Source organism: Porphyrobacter sp. CACIAM 03H1, assembly GCF_002215495.1.
Taxonomy (GTDB): domain Bacteria; phylum Pseudomonadota; class Alphaproteobacteria; order Sphingomonadales; family Sphingomonadaceae; genus Erythrobacter.
In genome coordinates, this window is sequence record NZ_CP021378.1 from 825157 (window position 1) to 850902 (window position 25746).

A 25746-nucleotide genomic window follows, 5' to 3' on the forward strand; every position below is an offset into this window, starting at 1 on the left:
TGGCATCCGGTTTCAAGAAGGGTTAGGGGCGCAGGCATGGCTCTCCCCCCCGGACTTCCCGTGCGCCGCGCCGCGCTGCGCCTGCTCGATGCCGTGCTGCGGCGGGGCGAGACGCTGGAGCAGGCGGAAGGGCCTGCGCTGGGCGATATCCGCAAGGCCCCCGACCGCGCCCTCGCCCGCGCCATCGCCGGGGAGACGCTGCGCTGGCTGACGGACCTCGACGATCTGATCGATTCGGCGACGAAGCAGCGCCTGCCGGACGATGCCAAGGCGCGGATGGTGCTGCGGCTGATGCTGGCCCAGACCCTGCGGCTGGAGACCCCGCCGCACGCGGTGATAGCTACCGGTCTCGCGCTGCTCGAAGGTGGCCCGCGGCGGCTGGCGCACGGGGTGTTCTCGGCGCTCGACAAGGCAGGTGCCAAGCTGCCCGAGGTGCCGACCCTGCCCGAGCGTGTCGTAGCCCGATGGGGCGCGGAGTGGGCCGCCGCGATCGCCCCCGGCCTCGCCTTCCCGCCCGAGCTCGACCTCGCCCTTCGCGACCCTGCCGAGACGCAGGCCCGCGCGGTGCAGATGGGCGGCATCAGCCTCGCTCCCGGCCACATCCGCCTGCCGAGGGGCGCGGCGGTGGAGAGCCTCGAGGATTTCAGGGAGGGCGCGTGGTGGGTGCAGGACCTCGCCGCCTCGCTCCCCGCCCGGCTGCTGGGGCCGGGGAATGGCCGGAGCGCGCTCGACCTGTGCGCCGCGCCGGGGGGCAAGACCATGCAGCTTGCGGCGGCCGGCTGGAAGGTCACCGCGCTCGACCTGTCGAAGCGGCGGCTCGACCTCTTGAAGGACAACCTCAAGCGCACCGGTCTCAAGGCCTCGCCGGTGCGAGCCGACGCGCTGACCTGGGAACCGAAGCACCGCTTCGACGCGATCCTGATCGACGCGCCCTGCACCGCCACCGGCACCTGCCGCCGCCACCCCGACGTCCTCCACCGCATCGGCAAGGGGCAGGTCGCGGAGATGGCGGAACTGCAACGGGCGCTGGTCGCGAAGGCGGCGGAGTGGCTGAACCCCGGCGGGGTGCTGGTCTATGCGGTGTGTTCGCTGGAGGCCGAGGAGGGCGAGGAGCAGGGCGCGTGGATCGACGCCGAGCTGGGCCTCGCCCCGGCCCCGATCATGCCCGAAGAACTCCCCGCCGGACTCGCGCCCACCCCGAAGGGCTGGCTGCGCACCCATCCGGGGATGCTCGCCGAGCAGGGCGGGCTGGACGGGTTCTTCGTGGCCCGGTGGGTGAAGTAGCAGCCCGCCCCGGGCCTGACCCGGGACGGGAAGTGGTCACTTCACGTACTTCTGGAAGCTCTTCCTGAGTTTCATCAGCTTGGGCGGGATGACCGCGAGGCAATAGGGGTTCCGCTGGCCCTCGCCGTCCCAGTATTCCTGGTGGTAGTCCTCGGCCGGATACCACTCGGCGGTCTGGACCCCGCCTGCGAGACCCTCGATGGTGGTCACCGCAGTCTTGCCGTTCTCCGCATTCCAGCGCGCGATCGCGGCCTCGGCCTCGGCGCCCTGCTCGTCCGACAGCGGGAAGATAGCGGAGCGGTACTGCGTGCCGATGTCGTTGCCCTGCCGGTTGAGCTGCGTCGGATCGTGGGTGCCGAGGAACACGTCATAGATCTCGGGCAGGCTGATCACTGCCGGATCGAAGGTCACGCGGATGCCCTCGGCATGGCCGGTGGTGCCGGTGCACACCTCCTTGTAGGTCGGGTTCGCCTTGGTGCCGCCGATATAGCCGCTTTCCACCGTGCTCACGCCCACCACATCGCGGAACACCGCCTCGGTGCACCAGAAGCACCCGCCTGCAATGATCGCCGTTTCCATGTTGCTCATCGAATTCTCCGTTGCTTTGTGCCAGAGATAGGGCAGCACCCGCCGCGTTGCCACGCATTTCCGGCCTACCGCTTCGCTGCTTGAGGCCCTATTCTCAACCTGCCGATTATTTCCATTTGTCCGGAGAGAGACCCGATGAACAAGCTGATCCTCGCCTTCGCCGCCGCGAGCGGCCTTGCCCTCGCCGCGCCCGCGCTGGCGCAGCACGCCGGCCACGAAGGGCACGGTGCCGAAACCGAAGCGCACATCAAGGACACCGCCACCTTCATGAAGCATCACGGCGAGGCGCTGGCGGGCGCGATCAACCACCCGACCCGCGCCGAGGACAAGGCGCGCGACGTGCACCGTCACCCGGCCGAAACGCTCGCCTTCTTCCATGTCGGCCCGCACATGAAGGTCGGCGAATATTCGCCCGGCGGCGGCTGGTATTCGCGTTTGCTCGGCCACTATCTGGGCGGCGAGGGGCAGCTGGTCGGGCTCTACACCAACCCGCTCACCGCCACCGCCGACCCGGCGCGCCAGCAGCGCATCCGCGATGGTGCTGCGGGCTTCGGCAAGGAAGTGGCGGGATACACCGGTCTCCCGGAAGAGAAGTTCAGCGGCCTGACGCTCGACAAGGCGGCCGAGCAGAAGGGCACCTTCGATCGCATCCTGGTGATCCGCGCGATGCACAACATCATGCGCGCCGGGATCGCCGACACCGAGATCCGGGCGATGCGCGAGCTGCTCAAGGACGACGGCCTGATCGGTATCGTCCAGCACCGCGCCAAGGCCGATGCGCCGTGGTCCTACGCCAACGGCACCAAGGGCTATCTCAAGCAGCAGGACGTGATCGATTTCATGCGCCTCAACGGCTTCGAACTGGTCGGTGCGAGCGAGATCAACGCCAACGCCAAGGACCCGGCCAACCATGCCGAGGGCGTGTGGGAAATGCCGCCGGTGCTCGCCACCAAGCGCGAGGACCTGAAGGGCCTCGGCGAGAGCGACCGCATGACGCTCCTGTTCAAGAAGGCGAAGTAACTCGTCTCATCCGGCGCGGGGGAGAGGTTCCCCCGCGTGCGGATGTGCTGTAGGGGGCGGCGCATGACCGCCATCACCGTAGCCGCCCTCCAGCTCCCCCTCGGCTCCGAGGACGAGGCCGCCAACATCGCCGCCGTCGCCGCGCTGGTCGAAGAGGCCGCCGCGCGGGGCGCGCAGTTGATCCTGCCGCCCGAGCTGTTCAGCGGACCCTATTTCTGCCGCGAGGAGGACGAGGGCCTGTTTGCCCTGGCCCGTCCGCTCGCCGAGCACCCGAGCGTGACCGCGATGCAGGCGCTCGCCGCGAAGCTGAAGGTGACGATCCCCACCAGCTTCTTCGAGCGCGACGGACACCACTACTACAACACCCTCGCCATGATCGGCCCGGATGGCGCGATCATGGGCACCTATCGCAAGAGCCACATTCCCGACGGGCCGGGCTACGAGGAAAAGTACTATTTCCGCCCGGGCAATGACGGGTTCAAGGTGTGGGATGTACCGGGCGAGGACGGCGCGCGGGTGCGCGTGGGCGTCGGCATCTGCTGGGACCAGTGGTATCCCGAAGCCGCCCGCGTGATGGCGTTGCTGGGCGCGGAACTGCTGATGTACCCGACCGCGATCGGCTCGGAACCCTATGATCCCGGCCTCGACACCAGCCGGATGTGGCGGCGCGCAATGCTCGGCCATGCGGTGTCGAACTGCATGCCGGTGGTGGCGGCCAATCGCATCGGCGAGGAGTGCGGGCAGCGCTTCTACGGCCACTCCTTCATCACCGACGAATGGGGCGATTTCCTCGCCGAGTACGGTGCCGGGGAGAGCGGCGTGCTGGTCGCCCGGCTCGACCTCGCGCGCGCGGCGACGCACCGCGCCGGCATGGGCTTCTTCCGCGACCGCCGCCCGCAGCTCTACGGACGCATCGCCGAGGACATCTAGGCGCGGGGTCTGATTGAGCAGCACCTACCTGATCGCGCTGGGGAGCAACCGGTGGCACCACCTCTACGGCGCGCCGGGTGGGGTAGTGCGCGCGGCAATGGAGGAGCTTGCCGCCTTCGGCACCGTCACCGCCCGCTCGCCCGTAGTGACGACCCCGGCGATGGGCGCGGCGCGGCGGCGCTTCGCCAATGCCGCGCTGGTGCTCGAGACCGAGCTCGCCCCGCCGGCGCTGCTCGCAGGCCTCAAGCGCACCGAGCGCAGCTTCGGTCGGCGCCGCGGCCAGCGCTGGGGTGACCGGGTGCTCGATTGCGACATCGTGCTGTGGAGTGGCGGGGTCTGGCGCTCGGGCGTGCGGGGCGAGGGCCTCGCCATCCCTCACCCGGCCTTTGCCGCAAGGGCCTTCGTGCTCGACCCGGCCTGCCGCATCGCCCGGCAGTGGCGCGATCCGCGCAGCGGATTGACCCTCGCCCAGTCCCAAGCCCGCTTGACCCGCCCGCGCCCCCTGCCTAGGTGAGCGCGCTCGCCGCGAAAAGGCGCAGCGCGTGGGCCCGTAGCTCAGTAGGTAGAGCAGCTGACTTTTAATCAGCGGGTCACAGGTTCGAATCCTGTCGGGCTCACCACTCTATCTGCTCGTCCGAACGGTCTGTGGCGCCTGTGCCACGGCGTGGCGCGCGCTGGTGAACATCGCGCCGGACCCGGCGGTTCTCTCCGCATCATCGCGAGGGAGACGAGCATGGGACCGCAGCAAGACAGCACCGCCAGCACCCCCTACTGGCGCTTCATGGCGATGATCGCGGCCGGAACGGTGGTGATGTTCGGCCTGATGTATCTCAACACCTACGCCCCCGACCACGTCTTCTGGAGCGAGACGCGGTTCTGGATGGCCTTCGTCATGGGCGCGGCGATGATGGTGGTGATGCTCGCCTTCATGTGGGGGATGTATCCGAGCCGGACGCGCAACCTGATCGTCCTTGCCGTCGCGGCGTTGGTCTTCGCGCTTTCCCTTTGGCTGGTGCGCAGCCAGCGCACCGTGACCGACACCGAATACATGCGTGCGATGATCCCGCACCACTCGATCGCGATCCTGACCAGCACCCGCGCGCAGATCCGCGATCCCAGGGTGCGCGCCCTGGCCGACGAAATCGCAGCGACCCAGCGCCGCGAGATCGCCGAGATGAAGGCGCTGATCGCCGACATCGAGGCGAACGGCGTGCAGGCGCAGCCCGCCGCCCCCCGCTGAGCGGCCTCACATTCCCCGCGGCACGGCCACCTTCCGGCAGGTCATCGGCGCCATCCGGCCCACGGTCCAGATCGCCTCGTCGCCCTTGTTCCAGAACTGGTGCGTGGGGCTCATGTATTTCGCGCCCGAGGCCGAGCGGTCCGCGGAAATGGTGACGGGGGCATTGTCGTTCATCTGTACCATCACCCGGTCGCCATCGAGCATGTCGACCTTCAGCCGCGTGCCGTTGCCGCAATCGAAATAGCTGCTCGCGCCCGGCCCGCCGACGCTCTGGGTGCAGCCCGCCAGTGCCAACGCCCCGAGTGTGAAAAGGATAACCTGTTTCATGTGCCTCTCTCCCTCCGTTTGGACGGAGGGTATGGCCGGAGCGTGGCGTTTTTGTGGCTAGGCCTGGGCCGTCCTCGCATCGAGCCAGCGTGCCGCCTGCACCCCGAAGGTGATGAGGAAGGGCACCATCACGAGGCTGAGGAACACCTTGGCCAGCACCTGCCCGATCATCAGGTCGGTGATGTCGAACTCGCCGTAAAAGGCGAGCGTGATGAAGATCACCGAATCGACCGCCTGGCTGAGCGCCGAGGCCACCGCGCCGCGCACCATCAGGCCGATCGTGCTCTCGCCGCTGCCGCTCCCGCGCAGGCGGTCGAAGATCCAGATGTTGAGCAGCAGCGAGGTGATGTAGCTCGCCGGTCCCGCCATCCACACGCGCCATGTCGACTGGTGCACACGCTCGAAGGCGGCGAGATCGTCGGGGCGGAAGGCGAGCATCTCCGAGGAGGCGGGCAGGGCCAGCACCAGCTGCATCAGCACCGCCGACAGCCCCAGCGGCAGGAAGCCCCACCAAACGATCCGCTTGGCCGCCTCGCGCCCGTAGAGCTGCGACAGCGTGCTCGAGATCACCACCAGCAGCAGGAAGGGGAAGATGCCGCTCTCCACCGCAAGATCGGTCGGCCACAGCTGCACCTGCTTGAAGGCGAGCACGCCTGCCAGCACCGTCATCCCGCCATAGAGCAGCGTGAAGACGAACATGCCGAGGGGCATTGCGATGCCTGAAGGCGCGGTGGCGGCGAAGGGGGCGGCGGCCGGAACGGCGGGTGCGGGCGTGTCCATCGGGCCAAGTGCTAGCCAGCGCGCCGGCAAAAGAAAAGCGCACTCGCACTGCCTGTCACCGCACTTTGCCCACGGCTTCTGGCCGCCCCATGCCGCATCGCCGCTTGCAAGTGCCCGCGCAAACTGCCACGCCAAGCGTGTGCGTGCCGGAGCGGGGCTGCGGCGCGTGAGGGGTCGACACGCTTTCCCAGCCAGAACAAGGGCCATTCGCTGCCGTGAACGAGAGTATCACGTCCATCCTGCTGAGCCTTGCCGGCGTGCTCGCCATTCTTGCCATCGCCTTTGCGCTGTCATCGGCCAGGCGCCAGATCAACCTCAGGGTGGTTGGCTCGGCCTTCGCGTTGCAGGCGCTGACCGCGCTCGTCGTGCTGCGCACCGATGCCGGCGTGGCGGTGATCGGGGGGCTGTCGCAGGGCGTGATCGCGCTGCTCGATTTCTCCAAGATCGGCATCACCTCGGTGTTCGGGCCGATGGAGAACAACCCCTTCGCCAACACCTTCGTGATCGCCGCGCTGCCGGTGATCGTGTTCTTCGCTGCGATCGTCTCGATCCTCTACCATCTCGGGATCATGCAGCGGCTGGTGCGCTGGGTCGGCGGGGCGATCGGCTGGATCACCGGGATCAGCAAGGTCGAGGCGCTGGGTGCAGCGGCCAACATCTTCGTCGGCCAGTCTGAAAGCCCGCTGGTGGTGCGCCCCTATCTCGCGGCGCTCAGCCCGGCAGGCCTGTTCACGCTGATGAGCGTCGGCATGGCCGGCGTGGCGGGAACGATCCTTGCCGCCTATGCGAGCTTCATCGGCGAGGAGGCCGTGCCCTTCCTGCTCGCGGCCGCCTTCATGTCGGCGCCGGGCGGCATTCTCATGGCCAAGATCATGATGCCTGACGTGGGCGGCCCGGGCGGCCACGATCACGCCATCGGCGTAGCCGCGGTTGCCCGTGCGCGCGGCAAGACCAACGCCCTTACCGAGGCGACCCGGGTGGTGATGTACGACGAGAACGGGCAGGAGGTCGAACTCCCGCAGGCCCGCATCAGCGCGGTCGGCCCGGCCTCGATCCTCGAAGGCGGCGCCAAGGCCGACGAGGTGAGCGCGGCGGAGACTTTCGAGGAAGGCCAGCGCCCCGCCAACATCATCGAGGCCGCCGCGCAAGGGACCCAGACCGGGGTCAAGCTCGCGGTCGCGGTCGGCGCGATGGTGATGGTGTTCGTCGCCCTCGTGGCGCTAGCCAACGGGATGCTGGCGGGCATCGGCACCGGCATCGTTAACCTCGCCGCCGGCGCGGGAAGTCCGCTATCGCCCGAGGTCGCAGCGTGGCTCGAGGGGATCAGCTTTCAGAAACTGCTCGGCTACATCTTCGCGCCGGTGATGTTCCTGATCGGCATTTCCGACTGGGACCAGGCGCAGATCGCGGGCGGGCTGTTCGGGACCAAGATCGTGCTCAACGAATTCGTCGCCTTTATCGATCTGGGCGCCATGGGGCCGGGCGAACTGACGATGCGCAGCCGCGCGATCATCACTTTCGCGCTGTGCGGCTTTGCCAATTTCTCCTCGATCGCGATCCAGATGGCGGTGACCGGAGGCCTCGCGCCCAACCAGCGCCCGGTGATCGCGAAGCTCGGATTGAAGGCGCTCGCCGCCGGAAGTCTCGCCAACCTGATGAGCGCGGCGCTCGCCAGCCTGTTTCTGCCATACTGACCGGTGCCCTGCCCCCTTGGCAGGGCCTCCCCGGCAGGTGTAAGGCGCCCGGCATGACCAATATCGCCCCCGGCATCGCCTCCGTCAGCCTCGCCCAGCCGCTCGAAACCATCGCCGACGAGCTGGGCCGCAGCTTTTCCGAATACGGCTTTGCCGTGGTGCGCGATCACGGGATCCCGCAGGAACTGATCGACGAGGCGGAAGCCGTCTCGAAGGCGTTCTTCGCCCTGCCGGACGCAGTCAAGCGCGCCTACCGGATCGAAGGCGGCGGCGGTGCGCGCGGCTACACCCCCTTCGGCACCGAGAAGGCCAAGGACGCCGAGGTGTTCGACCTCAAGGAGTTCTGGCACGTCGGCCGCGATCTGCCGCAGGGCCACCCGCTCGCGGAGTTCATGGCCCCCAACATCTGGCCCGCCGAGGTCGCGGGCTTCCGCGAGACCATGAGCGCGCTGTTCGCCGCTTTCGAGACGGCAGGAGCCCGCGTGCTCGAGGCGATCGCCCTGCACCTCGGACGCCCGCGCGATTTCTTCGCGGCGAGCGTCGAGGATGGCAATTCGGTGATGCGCCTGCTCCACTACCCGCCGCTCGGCGAAGGCGCGCCCGAAGGGGCGATCCGCGCTGCCGCGCATGGCGACATCAACACCATCACCCTGCTGCTCGGCGCAGAGGAGGCGGGGCTCGAACTGCTGACCCGGCAAGGCGAATGGCTGCCGATCCCGGCGGTGAAGGGCGCGCTGGTCATCAATGTCGGCGACATGCTCGAACGCCAGACCGCCGGCCGGCTGCGCTCGACCACGCACCGGGTGGTGAACCCGCGCGGCGAGGCGGCGAAGCGTTCGCGCTACTCGATGCCGTTCTTCCTGCATTTCCGGCCCGACTTCCTGATCGAGCCCCTGCCCGAGTGCATCGATCCGGACGCCGCGACTCCGCCGCCCGCGCCGATCACCGCGCATGATTTCCTGATGCAGCGCCTGCGCGAGATCAATCTCGCCTGACATCGCACGCGAAGCACGCTTCGTCGGCCTGCCCCTGAAATGGGCGCGGCGTTGCTGCGATGCAACACCACTCCGTGCAACCCGCTGACTCCGAGGGTTTTTTCGGCGCGCGGGCGGAGCGTTTCCGCAAAATCGACGGCCTGACGCGAAGAGAGTCTTGAAACTGTCACAGAACCGTCGCTTTTCCGCAAGCCAGCGGGCCTAGGGCTGCCCGGCATCGACCTCTCCCAATCACGATTTCCATTTCGCAAACAGGGGCCTCAACCATGAAGCTTAAGTATCTCCTTGCCGCGAGCATCGTCAGCCTCGCCGCGACGACCACGATCGCTACGCCGGCTTTCGCGCAGGAAACCACTTCGTCGGTTCGCGGTAACGTGACCGACCAGAGCGGCGCGCCCATTGCCGGTGCGACCGTCACCGTGACCCACGTTCCCTCGGGCACGACCTCGACCCAGACCACCGACGCGAGCGGCGGCTTCAACGCGGCCGGCCTGCGTCTCGGCGGCCCCTTCAACGTCACCGTGACCGCCGACGGCTTCGAGACCGTCGAGCAGGAAATCGGCTTCCTCACCGCCGGCCAGGCCCAGCGCCTCAGCGTCGCGCTGGTCGAGCAGGGCCAGGCGATCGTCGTTTCCGGCGCGCGCCAGACCTCGTCGATCAAGCTCGCCACCGGCGCCGCCACCGTGCTTAGCGCCCGCGACATCCTCGGCGTCGCCAACATCAACCGCGACATCCGCAACCTCGCCGCGCGCAACCCGCTCGTTAACCTCGATGCGACCAACAACGGCGCGATCAGCATCGCCGGCGCCAACAACCGCTACAACCGCTTCACCATCGACGGCGTGGCCTTCGGCGACCCCTTCGGCCTCGAATCGGGCGGCCTTGTCTCGGCCCGTGGCCCGGTGCCGCTTGACGCGATCGGCGAATTCGCCGTCGAAATCGCTCCGGTGGACATCCAGCAGGGCTTCTTCCAGGGCGGCGCGATCAACGCGCAGCTCAAGTCGGGCGGCAACCGCTTCACCTTCCTCGGCGGCGCCTACTATCAGGACGACAGCCTGCGCGGCGAGCGCGCGCGCGAACTGACCCGTGTCGGCGCCTTCGAATCGCAGATCTACACGGCGCAGGTCACCGGCCCGATCATCAAGGACAAGCTGTTCTTCGCGGTCACCTACGAGCGCACCCGCGACACCGTGCCTTCGGAAGTGGCGCCCTCGCAGCTCGGCATCACCGATGCGCAGCTCACCCGGATCAGCGACATCGCCCGCAATACCTACCAGTTCGACACGCTGGGCGTTGCCAATGACATCGTCGAGAGCGACGACAAGCTCGTCACCAAGCTCGACTGGAACGTCGCCGACGGTCACCGTCTGAGCGCAACCTACATCTGGAACGAAAGCGCGCTGCTCGCCGGCCAGACCGGCGTGGGCCAGATCAACGCCAACAACCCGACCTTCAACCTGCTGTCGAACAACTACACGCAGGGCGCGAAGAATCACTTCGGGATGATCCAGTCGAACAACCAGTGGTCGGACAACTTCTCGACCATGCTGCGCGTGTCCTACGCCGACTACGTGCGCCTGCAGGTGCCGATCGGCGGCAACCGCGACTTCGGCCAGTTCCAGGTCTGCCTTGCCGACAACCCCTCGGCGCCGCCGCTGGTCTGCCCGGCCGGGACCCGCCGTCTCCAGTTCGGCCCTGACATCAGCCGTCAGGCCAACGAGCTCGACAGCCAGAGCCTGAACATCGAATTCGCCGCGACGCTCAACCTCAACAACCACACCGTCAAGGTGATCGCCGAGCGCCGTACGCAGGACATCCGCAACCTCTTCGCCCAGCGCGTTTCGGGTGCGTGGTACTTCGACGGGATCAGCGACCTGCAGGCCCGCCGCGCCAACGAAGTCGACATCGCCGTGCCGCTGCGCGGCGGCATCGACACCGTGACCGCGGACTTCCAGAACAACTCGTGGACCTTCGGGATCATGGACACGATCGACGTGACCGACACCCTGACCGTGGTGGCCGGCATGCGTTACGACCTGTTCGACACGCCCGACCGTCCCTTTGCCAACGACGCCTTCCTCGGCCGCTTCGGCTTCTCGAACACTGCCACGCTCAACGGGCGTGACCTGTTCCAGCCGCGCTTCGGCATCAACTGGCAGCCGACCGACCGCCTGACGGTGCGCGGTTCGGCGGGGATCTTCGGCGGCGGCAACCCCAACGTCTGGATCTCGAACAACTACTCGAACCCCGGCCCGACGATCGGCCGCGTGCAGGTCCGCCGCGTGCCCGGCGCCACCCCGGCGCAGGACACCTTCACCGTTTCGGGCGTCACCGGCCTGTCGGCGGCGCAGCAGAACGCCATCGGCGCCGCCACGCTCAACAATGTCTCGGGCGGCACGGGCGTTCCGCAGGCGCTGGTCGATGCGATCCGCACCACCGGCACCGCCGCCTCGCCGACCAACGCGCTGGATCCGAACTTCGAGGTGCTCTCGCAGTGGCGCTTCTCGGGCTCGGTCGACTACGAAGCCGACCTCGGCTTCCTCGGCGATGGCTGGACCTTCGGTGCGGACGTGGTCTATTCGAAGCAGCGCAACGCGCTGGAGTGGACCGACCTGCGCTCGGTGCCGAACGGCACCCTGCCCGATGGCCGGACCCGCTACACCGTGCTCCCCGGCCAGGGCACCACGGTGAACACCGACGTCCTGCTGACCAACACCGGTTTCGGTGACAGCTGGAACATCGTCGGCCGCTTCGACAAGCGCTTCGACAGCGGCTTCTTCTTCAACGGCGCCTATACCTATGGCGACGTTCAGGATCAGAACCCGGGCACCTCGTCGGTGGCGTTCTCGAACTACCAGAACACCGCCGTGCTCGATCCGAACTTCGCCGCGCAGGGCATCTCGAACTACCAGCGCGACCACCAGTTCCGACTGGTGGCGGGCTATGACAACGAGCTGTTCGGCGACAACATCACCCGCGTCGAGTTCTTCTACAACGTGCGTTCGGGCCAGCGTTACAGCTACACCTTCGCCGATCAGGCCGCCGGCACCGCCCGGTCGACCGTTCTCGGGGTGACCGGCCGCAACGAGCGCGGTCTGCTCTACGTGCCGAACGTGAGCAGCCCGACCGCCGATTCGCGCGTGCTCTATGCCCCGAACTTCGACTTCACCGGCTTCCAGCAGTTCGTGCTGAATTCGGAGCTGGCGGACTTCCAGGGCCAGATCGCGCCGAAGAACATCGCCAAGACCCCGTGGGTGCACAAGCTCGACCTGTCGGTGCGCCAGCAGGTTCCGCTGCCGCTCGGCGGGAAGATGGAACTGTCGATGGAAATGGAGAACGTCCTCAACTTCATCGACAAGGACTGGGGCACGATCCGTCAGGTCGGCTTCCCCTACACCGCGCCGATCGTGAACGTGCGCTGCCTGACCACTCCGGGCAACGCCGCGAGCGTCGCCACGGTGGCCCAGCCCTGCGCCCAGTACCTCTACGAGAACCGTTCGGGCACGACCTTCCGTGCGCCTGTCGAAGCGACCAACATCAACGGGTCGCTGTGGGGCGTGCGCTTCGGGGTGCGCGTGCTGTTCTGATCGCGTCGCGCAAGCGAACCACTTAGAAGGGCGGCCCGGTAACGGGCCGCCCTTTTGCTTTGGGAGCCGTGGCGACCGCCGGGCCGGATCAGGAACGAGCCATGCGCGCCGCGCCGGCCGCTGCCGAACGGTCGGCCTCGGCCAGCAGCGCCGCGGCCAGCGCCGCGCAAGTCGCGGCGTCGGCGCCGCCCGTCAGGGCGCGCTCGAGCGCGCCGGCGGCTTTGCCCAGCGCCGCTTCGCCGAACATCGCCGCTGTGCCCGCCAGCTTGTGCAGCAGCCGGGCGAGGTCTTCGGCCTGATCCCGTGACGCTTCCGGCCCTGATGTTCCGAGCCGTCCTGCGGCAAGCTCCGCCCCCACCGCCGCCAGAGCTTCCGCGCGCCGCGCCTCCCAGCGCGCCACCAGCCGCGGCGAGCGCGCGAGGGCCGAGGCGCGTTCCGACCGGTCGAGAGGAATGCGCGCGACCGGCGCATCGCTGTCCCGCGCCTCGACGATCCGCGTCGGCAGCCAGCGTTGCAGGGCGCGGGCGAGCTGGGCGAAGACCACCGGCTTGGCGAGATGCCCCTGCATCCCCGCCGCCCGCGTCGCAGCGACATCCTCGGGGAAGGCATTGGCCGTGAGCGCGATCACCGGCAGCAGCCCGGGACCGATCCCCTCGTCACGGATCGCGCGGGTCGCTGCGAGCCCGTCGCAGTCGGGCATCTGCACGTCCATCAGAACCAGATCATAGGGACGCCCGCGCATGACCTGGTCGATCACCATCGCGATCGCCTCGTTGCCGTCATGCGCCAGATCGACCTGCTGGCCGCAGCGCTGGAGCATCTCGCCGATCAGCTCGCGGTTGATGTCGTGATCCTCCGCGAGGAGGATGCGCGACGGGGCGAGCGCCGCCGGGGCGAGGTCGGCGGCCGTTGGCGTCCCGGGCAGGGCCACCATGTCCTGCGCGGGCGGGGCGAGCGTCGCGGGCAGCACCAGTGTGAAGCGGGAGCCTTCGCCGGGCACGCTTTCGACCTCGATCCGCCCTCCCAGCAGCGCGGCCAGCTGGCGGCTGATCGACAGGCCGAGACCCGTCCCCCCGAACCGCCGGGCGGTGCTCGCCTCGCCTTGCGTGAAGGGATGGAAGATCGTCTCGAGCTGGCGCGGGCTGATCCCGATGCCGCTGTCGGCGATGGTGATCCGCACCTCCTGGCGGCACACCCGGTAGCTGACCCGGATGTGCCCCGCCTCGGTGAATTTGACCGCGTTGCCGATCAGGTTGAGCAGGATCTGCCGCAGCCGCAGCCCGTCGGTCAGCACCCAAGGCGGGCGGTCCTCGGAATAGCGGGAAGCGGGATCCCCGCCGCCATCGCATGAGACCTCGAGCGTCAGCCCCTTGCGGCTCGCCGCAGGGCGGTGGAGCGCGGCGCATTCGGCTATGCTGGCGTGAAGGTTGACCGGCGCGCGGTCGATCGCGAACTGCCCGCTCTCGATCTTGCTGAGATCGAGCACGTCGTTGAGCAGCATCATCATCGACCGGCCCGACTGCACGATCAGCTCGGCAAAGCGCCGCTGGTCGGCCGCCAGCTCGCCCTGAAGCATCAGCTCGGCGAAGCCCAGCACCCCGTTCATCGGGGTGCGGATCTCATGGCTCATGTTGGCGAGGAATTCGGACTTGGCCCGCGCCGCGTTCTCGGCGTTGCGGCGGGCGCGGGTGAGCAGCAGTTCGAGCTCGACCCTCTCGGTCACGTCCCGGGCCGCCACCACCACGCCCTCGCGCGCGCCGGTCTGCGGATCGTGGAACACCGCGCAATCGGCCTCAAGGAAGACCGGAGAGCCGTCAGGCGCGTCGGCGAAGCGGCGATAGGTCACGCGCTCGTGCACGCTGGTGCCGTCGAGCAGCCGCTCCAGCGCCTGCACCGTGCGGTCATGCGCATCGGGGTGCAGGCGCGCGGTGAGATGCTTGCCGATATAGGTCTCGGGCGGCACCCCCATCACGGTGCGCACCGAGGGCGAGGCATAGGTGCACACGCCCGAAAGATCGAAGCGCAGGATCGCGTCGGTGATGTTGTCGGCGAGCAGATCGACCTCGCGCTTGCCGGCCGCGAGCTGTGCCACCATGCGGTCGCGTCCGGCGAGGATCGCGGCGACCGGCAGGCCGGTGAGGAAATTGGCGGCGATGAAGGCCTGCAGCAGGTGCAACTGGGCGATGCCCCCGCCGCTCGCCGCCGCGATCGGACCCTCGCCCGCGAAGGTCATCGCGCCTGCCACCACTGCCACCCCGACGACATTGAGCGCGCTGCCGAGGCTGCCCAAACGGAAGGCGTGGAGGAGGGTGACCGGCTGGATCAGGAACATCAACGGGTAGAGCGTCTGGTCGAACACCAGATAGGCGCTGACCATCCCGCCGCCGAGCAGGACGACAGCTTCGGGCATGCGCGCCGGTGCCGGGGCGAGGCGGCCACGCAGCCGGTCTGTCGCCAGCAGCGCGGCAGGCACGATCAACACCATCGCCATGCTGTCGGTGAGAAACCACGTCACCGCGCCGGCGCGCAGCTGTTCGAGGCTCGTGCCCATGGCCGGCAGCGCCACCAGCGCCGAGAGCACCGGCCCCACCAGCCCGCCCGCCCACACGAAGCGGGCGAGATCGCCGAGGCGGTTCATGTCGGGCGGTGCCCGGCCCGGCACCCGTGTGAGGGCCAGCACGGCGACGATTTCGACCACGTTGGCGAGCGAGAAGAACAGCGCGATACTGTCGGGCAGCTGCACCACCACGTTGGCCGCAAGGCTCGCGGCGAAGCATGCGACGAGGAAGGGCACCTCGCAGCGGAGCCCGGCACGCAGCAGAACCGCGACGGCGCAGGCGTTGGCGAGCCAGATCGGGCTGACGGTATCGCCCGCGCGCGACAGCATGAGGCTGAGGCAGGCGAGCGCGAGATACCCCGCGCCGCCGATCAGCGCCGCAAGCAGACTGCGCCGGTCAGGCGGCCCGACCGCGATTCCGGCAAGCGCCAGCGCGTTGCGGATCAGAGCGAAGCCCGCCCCGGCCTCGCGGGCAGCCGGGCGCACGGCTGCGTACGACGGCGCCTTGCGGGCGACGCCCATGGCGGCATCAGGCGGATCGCTGCCGCCGTGCCGATCGTGATTGTCTGCGCGCCCGATCGCTGCGCTCCATCGCCAATTGCCCCCATGTTGCTATAGTGGGTTAGGGCGGATTGCAGAGACAACTGCATCCGGAATGGAGTTAACGGCAGGCAGGCGAGCGGCGATGGCAACACCACAACCCTTCGGCGCCCGGCGCAAGCGGCTCAGCTGGCCGCTGATCGCGGGCATTGTCCTGCTGCACATCGCCGCGCTTTACGGTCTCGCCCGCGCGCTCGCGCCCGACATCACCGCCGCGGTCGAGCGCGAGGTGGTGTCGGCCTTCAGCATCGCCACGCCCCCGCCGCCCCCCCCGCCCCCGCCGGAAAATCGCCCCGAACCGGATGAAGGCGCGCAAGGCGCGCCCGGGCGGGAGGCGGTGGCGAAGCCCGTGACCGCACAGCCGCCCAGGGTGCGGGTCAGGCAAGACGAGCCGCTCCCGCGCGCCGCATCGACCGGCACCGCGAACCGCTCGGGCGCGGCGGCGGCAGGCGAGGGCACCGGCGCGGCGGGCACGGGGCTGGGCACCGGCAGCGGCAATTCCGGCAGCGGGCGCGGCGGGGTAGCGGTCTCGAAGCCCGTCCACATCTCCGGCAGCATCGACAATGCCCGCGACTTTCCCGTGCCTCCCGGCGGGCGCGAGGCGCGGCGCGGCACGCAGGTCATCGTGCGCGTGACCGTGGGCACCGATGGGCGCGCGCGCGATTGCAGCATCTACCGCCCCAGCCCCGATCCCGAGGCCGACCGCATCACCTGCCGCCTCGTCGAGAGCCGCCTCGGCTTCCGCCCGGCGCGCGATGCGGCCGGCAATCCGGTCGCCGCGCCCTTCTACTGGCGCCAGCAGTGGTTCTGATGCGACCGGTGGCGGAATAATCCTGACCAGCATTACGTTTCGGCAAAACTTGCTGATATAGCGGGGCCAGACGAGGGGTATGCGAGTGACGGCCATCCATCCTGTGATCCTGTGCGGCGGCGGCGGCACGCGCCTGTGGCCTGTGAGCCGCAAGGCGCTGCCCAAGCCGTTCCTGCCGCTGCTGGGCGAGGAGACGCTGTTCGAACAGGCGGTGCGCCGGGTTGCCGGAGACGATCGCTTCGCCCCGCCGATCGTGGTCGCGGGTGCGGACCATGCCGATCTGATCGAAGCGCAGCTCGGCCCGGCGTCGGGAGCGCGGCTGGTGATCGAGCCGGCGGCGAGGAACACCGCGCCCGCCATCGCGCTTGCCGCCGCGTTGCTGCCCGAGGACGCGGTGATGCTGGTCTGCCCGAGCGACCACCACATCGCCGACACCGACGCCTTCCGCGCCTCCGCCCTTGCCGCGGCGGCATTGGCGCGCGAGGATCATCTCGTGAGTTTCGGCATCGCCGCCGACCGGCCCGAAACCGGCTACGGATACCTGCGCCGCGGCGCGCCGCTGGCCGGGGGCTACGCGATCCGCGAATTCGTCGAAAAGCCCGATCGGGCGCGGGCCGAAGCCTATCTCGCAAGCGGCGAATACAGCTGGAACGGCGGGATTTTCGCCTTCCGCGCCGGGCACCTGCTGGCGGAACTCGCCGCGCACCGCCCCGACATGGCGCGCCTAGTGGCAGAGGCGGTCGCGGGCGGCCGGTGGGAGGGCGCGCGCTTCCATCCCGCGCCGGCGCCCTTCGCCGCGATCGCGGGGGATTCGATCGATTATGCCGTCATGGAGAACACCGCCCGCGCGGCGATGGTGCCGGCCGACATGGGCTGGTCCGATATCGGCAACTGGGCCGCGCTCGCCGAGGCGCTGGCTGGCGAGGCTGACGGGCTGGGCAATGTCGTGCGCGGGGCGGTCGATCTGGCGGACTGCCGCGATGTCTTCGCCACCACCGACGGGCCGCGCATCTCGGCCGTGGGGCTCGAGGGGGTGTGCATCGTCGTCTCGGACGGCGAGGTTCTGGTCACCACGCGCGACGGCGCGCAGGGTGTGGGCAAGCTGCCGGGGGCAATGAGCCAGTGACCGCGCGCCGGCTCTCCACGCTGATGGTCGAGAAGGTCTGGGGCCGCGAGGTGCTGCCTGCTCCCTTCGCTGCGCCGCCCGGCACGCGCATCGGCGAAATCTGGTTCGAACCCCCGCCCGAATTGCCGCAGGTGCTGGTCAAGTATCTGTTCACGAGCGAGAAACTCTCGGTGCAGGTGCACCCCTCCGAGGCCACCGCGCTTCCCGGCGAGGCGGGCAAGGAGGAGTGCTGGCTGGTGCTCGATGCCGAGGAGGGGGCTGAGCTTGCCATCGGCTTCGCGCGGGAGGTGACGCGCGAGGAGATCGCCGCAGCGGCGCGCGACGGCAGCATCGAGACGCTGCTCGCCTGGTACCCGGCGCAGGCAGGCGACCTGTTCTACCTTCCGGCCGGCACCGTCCACGCCATCGGCCCCGGCCTCGCGCTGGTCGAGGTGCAGCAGACCAGCGACACCACCTTCCGCCTCTACGACTACGGCCGCCCGCGCGAACTGCATCTCGAGCGGGCCCTCGCTGTCGCTTCGGGAGGGGTCTATGCGCCCGGGAACAAGGGCTCGGTAACCGCGGGGCCGGTTCTGGTCGATGGTCCGCACTTCCGGCTCGACCGGATCGAGGGCGCCCCCGATGCGGCGACTTCGGCGGCGTGGAGCGGGGCGCTGCTGGCGCTGCCGCTGGCGGGCGAGATCGCTGCGAAGGACGGATCGGCCCGGGCGGCGGCGGGGGAGTGCCTGGTGGCGGACGGTCTCGACAGTCTCGATTTCGGCGGGGCGCAGGTGACTCTGCTGGCGCGGGCGGCCTAGGCCGGCTCCGCGCCGACCAGCAGTCGCTCGATTTCGGTCATGCCGTAGGGCTTGCGCAGCACCGCCGCCGCACCCAGCCGCTCGAAGCTCGCAGCTCCTTCGGCATAGCCCGTCGCCAGCACGAAACGCACGCCCGCCGCGCGCAGGGCCTCGGCGATTGGCTCGGAGCTTTCCCCGCCGAGGTTGAAGTCGATGATCGCGAAATCGGGCGGGCTCTCGGCGATCGCCGCCAGCGCGCCGGTGACCGAGCTTTCCAGCCGCACCTCTGCCACCCCGAGGCGTTTCAGGTTCTCCTCGGTGTCGAGCGCGATGATGATGCTGTCCTCCACCACCAGCACACGAGCGGGCGCATCGGGGGGCAGGCGGTCGGCGCGCAGCGGATCGGGCGGGGGCGGGGCGAGACGCCGCCCGGGCGCATCGGGTGCGGCAAGATAGCGCGCGGGGACGAGGAATTCCGCCTCCACCCCGCCGAGCTTGTAGCGCACGTCCGCCTCGCCGCCGAGATCATGCGGGATCGAGCGGGTGATGATCGTCGAGCCGAAGCCATGGCGCGTGGGTGCGGTCACCGGCGGCCCGCCGCTCTCGCGCCAGCGCAGCGCCAGATCGCCGAAGGCGGTGCGCGCGAGGCTGACCTCGACCGTCCCGGCGCGGGCCGAGAGGCTGCCGTATTTGGCGCTGTTGGTCGCCAGCTCGTGCACCACCAGCGCCAGGATGGTGTAGGCCTCCGGCGTCACCAGCACATCATCGCCGCTCAGGCGGAAACGTGCGCGAGCCTCGCCGCTATAGGGCGCAAGCTCGGCTTCGATCAGCCGCGCGAGGCTCGCCGGGCCCCAGTTCTTGGCGGTGATGTTGTCGTGCGCGCTCGCCAGCGCGGCGATGCGCCCGCCGATGATCGCGGCAAAGCCGGGCACCGACAGCGCCTCGGCCTGCGACTGCGACACCAGCGCGCGGATCAGGCCGAGGATGTTGCGAACGCGGTGGTTCAGTTCGGCGATCAGCAGGTCCTGCTGCTCGGCCGCGCGGGCGCGCTCGCGCGTCAGATCCTCGCTCATCCGCAGGATCACCTCGATCAGCGTGCGGCGCAGGCGCGCGGCGATCTCGCATTCCTCGGCGCTCCAGTCCGCCGAGTGGCCCCGCACGGTTTCCTGCCAGGCCGAAAAGCTCGCGCGCGGCTGGAGCAGTTCGCCGGGCGCGGCGACCGCCTTGTTCGGATCGCCCGCCCATTGCACCACCCGTTCGAGCGGGCGGCGCCACAGCACCAGCGCATCGCGCGTGCCGCGCGACAGCGGCAGCACCAGCGCGCCGGCCGCCCGGTGCGCGAAGGGCGCGGCCTCGGCGATCTGATCGGCAAGGCGGGTGGTGGCGTGGGTCGCCCCGCCAAGCGTCGTCGCCAGCAGCGGCGCGACGGCACGGAAGGCGTCCTCGTCGGGCGCATCGCCGCTGGCGCGATATTCCCCGTCGGCAAAGAGCGAGATGCCGTCGTGCTGGATCGTGCCGCGCAGCAGCTCCTCGATCATCGGCAGGCTGTCGGCGAGGCTGACCCCGCCCGCCAGGCGCAGCAGCAGCCGGTCGTTCAATTGCCGCGCTCGTTCGCGCAAGCCTTCGGCCTGCGCCACCAGAATGCGGTCGAGCATCAGCGAGAAGGTCTGGCTGAGCAGTTCGGCCACGGTGCGCAGCGAATAGGGCGGCAGGCGCGCTTCGCGGTGGTGGCACGAGATCATGCCCCACAGCCGGTCGTGCCGGACGATCGCGATCGCCAGCGAGGCGCCCACCCCCATGTTGCGCATATAGGCGAGGTGCATTTGCGAGTGCGCGCGCAGCATCGACATCGACAGGTCGAGCGGGGTGTCCTCCGGCCCCAGCGCGGGGACAATGGGCACGGGCTCGGCGGTCATGTCGGCGATGACGCGGAAGCGGTTGCGGCGGAACAGCTCGCGCGCCTGCTGCGGAATGTCGGCGGCGGGATAGCGCAGGCCCTTGAAGGGTTCGAGGCTCTCGTCCTTGTCCTCGGCGATCACCTCGCCGCTTTCGTCGGGATGGAAGCGGTAGACCATCACCCGGTCATAAGCGGTCATCTGCCGCACCAGCCGCGCCGCCGTATCGCACAGCGCGGCGAGGCTGGCGGCCTGTTCGAGCTGGGCGATGACAGGGACGATCATGCTGACATGGTCGGCAAAGTCGCTCGCGGCGTGGGGCTCGAACTCGATCACCGACAGGCCGCAGGAGCGGTGCACGGCGCAGTCGAAACGGGTGCCCGTGCCGGCAAGATCGAGCCCGAAGCGGCGTTCGAGCGCGTCCACCCCCGCAAGTCCGCCGAGCGCCTGTTCGAGGGTGGCGAGGGACGCGGGCGCGAGAATGGCGGCGAGCGGGGTGCCGGGGGCGGGGATTTCGGCAAGGCCCAGCAAGTCTGCCACGTTGGCCGAGGCGTGCACCACCTGCCCCGCGCCATCGGCGGCCAGCAATCCGCCGAAGCTCTGGATCGCGGCGATGTGGTGGATCGGCTCGCGGTCGCATTCGGTGAGCGTGTCGCTGCGCTGGTGGAGGTTCATGACGCAGCGCCTTCCGGCACCTGCGCACCCTCGGCGACGGCGAGAAAGTGGGCAAAGACCGCCTCGGCCGCGCGGGTCGCCCCTTCGGCCTCCTCGATACCGGCGGGGCGTTCGACCCTCTCCCTGAGGCCCTGCCAGAAGGTCATCATTGCCCCGTCATCGAGAAAGGCCACCGGCCAGGTGCCGCCGCCGATGCGGGCGACCTGCTTGGCGATCGCGCGATTGCCGAGCGCCGATCCGGCCAGCACCCAGGCCGTGCCGAGCGCGTGCCCTGCGCCGGTCCGGCCGAGAGTGAAGAGCGGCGCCGGGGCGGGAAGGGCGCAGTCGAGGGCAGCAAGGTCGCGCGCGATCAGCCCGGATTGCGGCGGCGGGGCGAGGCCGCGCGGCGCATGGGCCCCGATCCACGCTTCCAGCGGCGCGCGGGCGGCGTGTTGCAGGGCGAGGAAGCGGGCATAGTCGGCGCGGGTCTGCCATCCGCTTGCTGCCTGCATCGCGTGGTCGAGCAGGTCGTGCGCGGCCATCGTCGCGGTGCGCAGATGCGCGCGCAGGCTTTCGCGCGGGTCTGCATTGTCCATGACCGGTGCCATACCACCCGTCCTTCCCGTCCGAATCGACCACTAAGCCGATCTGCCGCACGATCCCGAGTGTAAGGCAAATTAGGCAATCAATATGTACAGATATTGTTACATATGTAGGCCGCCATGGCAATCGCCCGCGCGCATCGGGCATCGGTTCAGGGGGCGAGCAGCCGCCCGCCTTCCTTCTTCACCGCCGCCTCGAGCGGGCCTTTCATCACCGAGAGCAGCAGCGGCAGGTCCATCTCGATCACCACCTCGTGATCGCGCACCTCGACGCCGCCGGGAATGGCCTGGCCCATCACCTCGGCGGTGATGTTCATGCGGTCCTCATGCGGCCAGCCGGTGGTGACCCTGGCGAGGCCTGCAGGGAAGAAGCCGCCGATCTCGTCGGCATGGGCGCGCATCCGGCGGCGGACCTCTTCCTTCGTGAGGTTGTGGGGAAGGGTCACGCGCATGGCTCAGCGCTCCTGTTTGGTCGGCAGGGCCGCGAAATCGGGCAGGGGCACGCCGGTGTCGGGCATTCCGGTCATGTCCTCGAGCGCCTCGGCCCCTCCGTAGCGGTATTCGAGATAGCGGCTCTTGATCGCGAGATCGTCGAGCGCGCCCTCGGCAAGGCGGCGGGTGACGCGGTCGACCTCGCCCGAGAGCTTCTCGAGGCTTTCGGTCAGGCGTTCGTCGGCAGTCTTGCCGGCGTGTTCTTCGGCGCGCAGATGCACGGGGATCTTGCGGTAGTTGTCGATCGTCTCGGGGATGTATTCGCCCACGAGCTCGCGCACCTCGGCCATCGCCGGTTCGTTGTCGCCGAGGCCCTTCAATTGCAGCCCCAGCGCATCGAGCTGCACGCCCAGCCGGTCGACCAGCGCCTGCGCGGGCGGGGGCAGGGCGGGGCGCTGCGCCTCGAGCCACAGCTCGGTGCGCGCGACCATCTGGTGCGGGTTGCCCTGCTTCAGCTCCTCGCGGCGCGGGGTCTTCACCTTCCCGGTCGCGGCAAACATGGCGAAGACGATGGCGGTGAGCGCCACCACCGTCATCACGCCCCAGAAGCCGATCCCGCCGATGATCGCACCCGTGATCCCGGCCCCGACATAGAGCGCGAGCAGCGTCAGGACGATATTGCGCGCCTTCCTGAGCAGCGCCTTCGTCTTGACCTCGGCCGAGGCCTTGCCGATGCTTGCCCCGCGCGGCGCAGGGCGGTGGGTGCCGCCCTCGCGCTGGGTGACGAGGCTCCGCTTGGCCTCGCGCAGGATGCGGTCGGATTCTCGGGTGCTGTCGGGCATTATCTATCCAGCGCCAGCAGCGAGGGCGTCTGCGCGGCGACCTTGGCCTGGGCCTGGGCCTGGCCTTCGGCGCGGGCGATGTAGCCCTTGGACTTCTCGACCTCGGCGGTCAGCACGGTGACGGTCTGCTTCATCGAATCGAGCGCGCGGACCTTGAAGTTGTCGACCTCGTCCATCGTGTCGTAGATGTTCTGGAAGGCGCGCTGGAGCGTTTCGAGCGGGATGGTGCTCGAGGCCGCCTGCTCGTGGATCTGCGCGGTCTGCTCGCGCAGCAGCGTGCTGGTCGAATCGATGATGTCGCTGGTGGTCTTGTTGAGCGCGGTGATCTGCCCCAGCACCAGCCGCTGGTTGGTCATCGCCTGCGCCACGGTGACGGCAGTGCGCAGCGCGCCGACCGTGGTGGTGCTGGCGCGGTCGACGCCCTTCACCAGTTCGACATTGTTCTTCTTGACCAGGTCGAGCGCGAGATAGCCCTGCACGCTCACCGCCATCTGCGTCAGCAGGTCCTGCGTGCGCTGGCGGACATAGAACAACGCGCTCTCGCGCAGCGCCTTGGCCTTGGCGGGGTCGGAGCTGTCGAGCTCCAGCGCCTTCTGCTCGAGCCGTTCGTCGAGCGTCTTGGCGATGTGGATCATCTGCTCCAGCTCGCCCATCGCGGTCCACAGCTTCTGGCGCTCGGTATCGATCGCGGCGTTGTCGAGATGCAGCTCCTTCTTGCCGCTTTCGAGCCGCTGGAGGATCGAGGCGATGTGCCCCTGCGCGGAGGTGTAGCTGTCGAAGTAGTTCTTGATCTTGTTGCCGAAGGGGATGAGCCCGAGGATCTTGCGCGGCCCCGACAGCTTGCCCTGCCGTCCGGGATCGAGATCCTCGACCGTGCGGCGCAGTTCGGCGAGATCCTTGCCCACGCTGCCGTCGGCATCCATCGCGCGCACCGGGCGGTCGAGGAAGCGGTTCGACATGGCGGCGGCGGCGCGGATCTGCTCCTGGCCCATGCGGGTGATCTGGTCGACCTTCTCCCCGAAGGCCGGGGAATTGGCATCGACCGAGACCAGTTCGTTCACGAAGGCATCGACCTTGGTGTCGAGCTTCGACTTCTGCTCGGAGGTGACCGGCACCAGCCCCGCGGCCTGCTCGGGCGCGACCTGGGGCACCGGATCGGGCGGGGTGAGGGTGAAGTCCGTCGCGGTCGCCGTCTTGGTTTCGGTGCTCATGCCTCGTCTCGTGCTCCCTCTGGGCCACCGCGCCACGCAAGGCGCGAAAACGGTCGTGCCCACTGTATTAGTAATCTAAAACACGCCTTTCAAGCGCGCGCACGCATGCTACGCTCGAAACCCCCCTCCCGTCCATGCCCGCAAGCCCCGCTTGGCATTCCGGCGCGGCGCGGGCTAGGTTGCGGGCAAGGCAGGCAAAATGCGAGGGGCCCGACAATGAACGAGACCACCGATCAGGCCCCGCTCGGCGGTGTGCTCGCCGCGGTGCGTGAATGGTGGACCGTGCACGTCATCGGCCGCGTCGACCAGGCCGAGGTGACCGAGCGCCGCCGCGAGGACGGCCAGCTGTCCGAACACTACCTGTTCATGACCGCGATGAGCGGCGCCATCGCGATCCTCGGCCTGCTGCTGTCCTCGCCGGCGGTGGTGATCGGGGCGATGCTGCTCTCGCCGCTGATGGGGCCGATCATGGGCCTCGGCTTCGCGCTCGCGATCGGGGACTGGGACTGGCTCAAGCAATGCCTGCGCACGCTGGTGATCGGCAGCGTGATGGCGGTGCTGCTGTGCGCGGTGCTGGTGTTCGTCTCGCCCATACAGGCCGTCACCAGCGAGATCGCGGCCCGCACCCGGCCCAACTTGTTCGACCTGTTCGTGGCGCTGTTCTCGGCGCTCGCCGGGGCCTATGCCATGATCCGCGGGCGCGAGGGGGCGATCGTCGGCGTCGCCATCGCCACTGCGCTGATGCCGCCGCTCGCGGTGGTCGGCTACGGCCTTGCCACCTGGAACTGGACGGTGTTCTCCGGCGCGCTGCTGCTGTTCGTGACCAACTTCATCACCATCGCGCTCACCGCCTTCGGCATGGCCAAGCTCTACGGCTTCCGCGCCAACCTGTCGAAGGGCCAGTCGCAGGTGCAGAACTTCATGGTGGTGGCGGTGTTCATCGCGCTGGCCGTGCCGCTCGGCTTCTCGCTCCAGCGGATCGCGTGGGAGGCCAACGCCCAGCGCATCGTGCGCAGCGAGATCCGTGCGCAGTTCGACGACCGCTCGCAGCTCGATCTCCTGGAGATCGATTTCGCCGCCGCCCCGGTGGGGGTCCATGCGGTGATCTTCACGCCGCTGCTGCAGCCCGGGGTCGAGACGCGGGTGGAGCGCGCGCTGGCCGAGCGGCTGGACGAGCCGGTCAAGCTCGATCTGGTGCAATACGAGGTCGGCACCAATGCCACCGCCGCCGAGCGGGCGCAGCTTTCCGCCGCCCGCGAACGCGATGAGCGCGCCGCAACCTCGCGCGCCGAGGCGCTGACGGCGCGGCTGGCGCTGGCTGCGGGGGTGGGGCCGGGCGAGGTCCTGATCGACAACGCCCGCCGCCGCGCGCTGGTGCGGGCGAAGCGGCTGGAGGGGGCGAGCCTTGCGACCTACCGCGCGCTCGAGGCGCGCATCGCCGCGAGCGAACCCGAATGGCGGATCGAACTGGTCCCGCCGACCGCCGCCCTTCCGGACGCGATCGCCTTCGCCGAGGGCGCGCCGACCGAGGCGGGCGCCCGCGCGCTGGCGCTGACCGGCTGGGCGGCGCAGCGGCTGGGCCGTGCGGTGGTGCTCACCGGCCCCGCCGAAAGCGCCGAGGCAGCCGCCGAAGTGCTGCGCGAGGCAGGCGTCGCCGCAGAAACCCGCGCGGGCGCGGCCCCCTTGCGCGCAAGCTGGGCGGAGGAGGCGGACTAGCCCGCCCGCCGGTCCGCCTGCTCTGTTGGCGGGATGCCAGGCACCGGTCGTCCCGATCGCGCACACCGCTGCGGAACGA

21 protein-coding genes and 1 tRNA gene are annotated in these 25746 nt (G+C 69.3%); 13 read left to right on the forward strand and 9 right to left on the reverse strand.

The window, feature by feature from the left end:
* Positions 1-36: 36 nt before the first annotated feature.
* On the forward strand, positions 37-1284 hold the full coding sequence (locus tag CBR61_RS04025; protein ID WP_088913200.1) for an RsmB/NOP family class I SAM-dependent RNA methyltransferase: 1248 nt from the start codon (positions 37-39) through the stop codon (positions 1282-1284).
* Between the two features lie 36 nt (positions 1285-1320).
* Here the strand turns inward: CBR61_RS04025 and msrA are convergent, their stop codons facing one another.
* Complete coding sequence (gene msrA / locus CBR61_RS04030; RefSeq protein ID WP_088915447.1) at positions 1321-1863, reverse strand: peptide-methionine (S)-S-oxide reductase MsrA; 543 nt, start codon at positions 1861-1863, stop codon at positions 1321-1323.
* Between the two features lie 144 nt (positions 1864-2007).
* Here msrA and CBR61_RS04035 point away from each other — a divergent pair, with 144 nt between their 5' ends.
* The 5 genes from CBR61_RS04035 (at position 2008) to CBR61_RS04055 (ending at position 5062) form a co-directional block, all read left to right on the forward strand.
* Complete coding sequence (locus CBR61_RS04035) at positions 2008-2892, forward strand: class I SAM-dependent methyltransferase (protein ID WP_088913201.1); 885 nt, start codon at positions 2008-2010, stop codon at positions 2890-2892.
* 63 nt (positions 2893-2955) lie between these two features.
* The gene (gene aguB / locus CBR61_RS04040; protein ID WP_088913202.1) at positions 2956-3822 is read left to right on the forward strand and encodes an N-carbamoylputrescine amidase; all 867 of its coding nucleotides are present in this window, start codon (positions 2956-2958) and stop codon (positions 3820-3822) included.
* 13 nt (positions 3823-3835) lie between these two features.
* The gene (folK, locus tag CBR61_RS04045) at positions 3836-4336 is read left to right on the forward strand and encodes a 2-amino-4-hydroxy-6-hydroxymethyldihydropteridine diphosphokinase (RefSeq protein WP_088913203.1); all 501 of its coding nucleotides are present in this window, start codon (positions 3836-3838) and stop codon (positions 4334-4336) included.
* A gap of 30 nt (positions 4337-4366) precedes the next feature.
* Positions 4367-4442, forward strand: a tRNA-Lys gene (locus CBR61_RS04050).
* 113 nt (positions 4443-4555) lie between these two features.
* Positions 4556-5062, forward strand: a complete 507-nt coding sequence (locus tag CBR61_RS04055; RefSeq protein WP_233996845.1) for a DUF305 domain-containing protein — start codon at positions 4556-4558, stop codon at positions 5060-5062.
* A 6-nt stretch (positions 5063-5068) separates the two neighbouring features.
* Here CBR61_RS04055 and CBR61_RS04060 read toward each other — a convergent pair whose 3' ends face one another.
* The gene (locus CBR61_RS04060) at positions 5069-5389 is read right to left on the reverse strand and encodes an MliC family protein (protein ID WP_088913204.1); all 321 of its coding nucleotides are present in this window, start codon (positions 5387-5389) and stop codon (positions 5069-5071) included.
* A gap of 57 nt (positions 5390-5446) precedes the next feature.
* Positions 5447-6169: a queuosine precursor transporter gene (locus CBR61_RS04065; RefSeq protein ID WP_088913205.1), complete on the reverse strand. Its 723-nt coding sequence runs from the start codon at positions 6167-6169 to the stop codon at positions 5447-5449.
* Between the two features lie 215 nt (positions 6170-6384).
* Here CBR61_RS04065 and CBR61_RS04070 point away from each other — a divergent pair, with 215 nt between their 5' ends.
* The 3 genes from CBR61_RS04070 to CBR61_RS04080 all read left to right on the forward strand — a co-directional run bounded on the left by CBR61_RS04070 (position 6385) and on the right by CBR61_RS04080 (position 12445).
* Entirely contained in the window at positions 6385-7863 is a 1479-nt protein-coding gene (locus CBR61_RS04070; RefSeq protein WP_233996847.1) for a NupC/NupG family nucleoside CNT transporter, read from the forward strand.
* A gap of 53 nt (positions 7864-7916) precedes the next feature.
* Positions 7917-8858, forward strand: a complete 942-nt coding sequence (locus CBR61_RS04075) for an isopenicillin N synthase family dioxygenase (RefSeq protein WP_088913206.1) — start codon at positions 7917-7919, stop codon at positions 8856-8858.
* A gap of 266 nt (positions 8859-9124) precedes the next feature.
* Positions 9125-12445 (forward strand): TonB-dependent receptor, encoded by a 3321-nt coding sequence (locus CBR61_RS04080; RefSeq protein ID WP_088913207.1) that lies wholly within the window; start codon positions 9125-9127, stop codon positions 12443-12445.
* A gap of 88 nt (positions 12446-12533) precedes the next feature.
* Here CBR61_RS04080 and CBR61_RS04085 read toward each other — a convergent pair whose 3' ends face one another.
* Positions 12534-15524, reverse strand: a complete 2991-nt coding sequence (locus tag CBR61_RS04085) for a PAS domain-containing sensor histidine kinase (RefSeq protein ID WP_088913208.1) — start codon at positions 15522-15524, stop codon at positions 12534-12536.
* Between the two features lie 163 nt (positions 15525-15687).
* Here CBR61_RS04085 and CBR61_RS04090 point away from each other — a divergent pair, with 163 nt between their 5' ends.
* The 3 genes from CBR61_RS04090 to CBR61_RS04100 all read left to right on the forward strand — a co-directional run bounded on the left by CBR61_RS04090 (position 15688) and on the right by CBR61_RS04100 (position 18336).
* Positions 15688-16413, forward strand: a complete 726-nt coding sequence (locus tag CBR61_RS04090; RefSeq protein WP_088913209.1) for an energy transducer TonB — start codon at positions 15688-15690, stop codon at positions 16411-16413.
* Positions 16414-16498: 85 nt separating this feature from the next.
* Entirely contained in the window at positions 16499-17539 is a 1041-nt protein-coding gene (locus CBR61_RS04095) for a mannose-1-phosphate guanylyltransferase (protein WP_088913210.1), read from the forward strand.
* A 23-nt stretch (positions 17540-17562) separates the two neighbouring features.
* Positions 17563-18336, forward strand: a complete 774-nt coding sequence (locus CBR61_RS04100; protein WP_088915450.1) for a class I mannose-6-phosphate isomerase — start codon at positions 17563-17565, stop codon at positions 18334-18336.
* Here CBR61_RS04100 and CBR61_RS04105 read toward each other — a convergent pair.
* From CBR61_RS04105 to CBR61_RS04125, 5 genes are all read right to left on the reverse strand, one after another.
* A complete protein-coding gene (locus tag CBR61_RS04105) occupies positions 18333-20885 on the reverse strand; it encodes an HWE histidine kinase domain-containing protein (RefSeq protein WP_088913211.1) in 2553 nt (850 codons plus the stop codon). The two genes, CBR61_RS04100 and CBR61_RS04105, sit on opposite strands and share 4 nt — an antisense overlap.
* Positions 20882-21472, reverse strand: coding sequence for a biliverdin-producing heme oxygenase (locus CBR61_RS04110; RefSeq protein WP_157696486.1), 591 nt, complete (start codon positions 21470-21472; stop codon positions 20882-20884). Before CBR61_RS04110 ends, CBR61_RS04105 begins: the two co-directional genes overlap by 4 nt.
* A 146-nt stretch (positions 21473-21618) precedes the next feature.
* Complete coding sequence (locus CBR61_RS04115) at positions 21619-21918, reverse strand: polyhydroxyalkanoic acid system family protein (RefSeq protein WP_088913213.1); 300 nt, start codon at positions 21916-21918, stop codon at positions 21619-21621.
* A gap of 3 nt (positions 21919-21921) precedes the next feature.
* Positions 21922-22740 (reverse strand): hypothetical protein, encoded by an 819-nt coding sequence (locus CBR61_RS04120; protein WP_088913214.1) that lies wholly within the window; start codon positions 22738-22740, stop codon positions 21922-21924.
* Positions 22740-23951: a toxic anion resistance protein gene (locus tag CBR61_RS04125; RefSeq protein ID WP_088913215.1), complete on the reverse strand. Its 1212-nt coding sequence runs from the start codon at positions 23949-23951 to the stop codon at positions 22740-22742. The genes CBR61_RS04120 and CBR61_RS04125 overlap by 1 nt, the downstream gene beginning before the upstream one ends.
* Positions 23952-24167: 216 nt before the next feature.
* Here CBR61_RS04125 and CBR61_RS04130 point away from each other — a divergent pair, with 216 nt between their 5' ends.
* Positions 24168-25667 carry a TIGR00341 family protein gene (locus tag CBR61_RS04130; RefSeq protein ID WP_088913216.1) on the forward strand — a complete coding sequence of 500 codons (1500 nt, stop codon included), beginning with the start codon at positions 24168-24170 and terminating at the stop codon, positions 25665-25667.
* Positions 25668-25746: the final 79 nt, after the last annotated feature.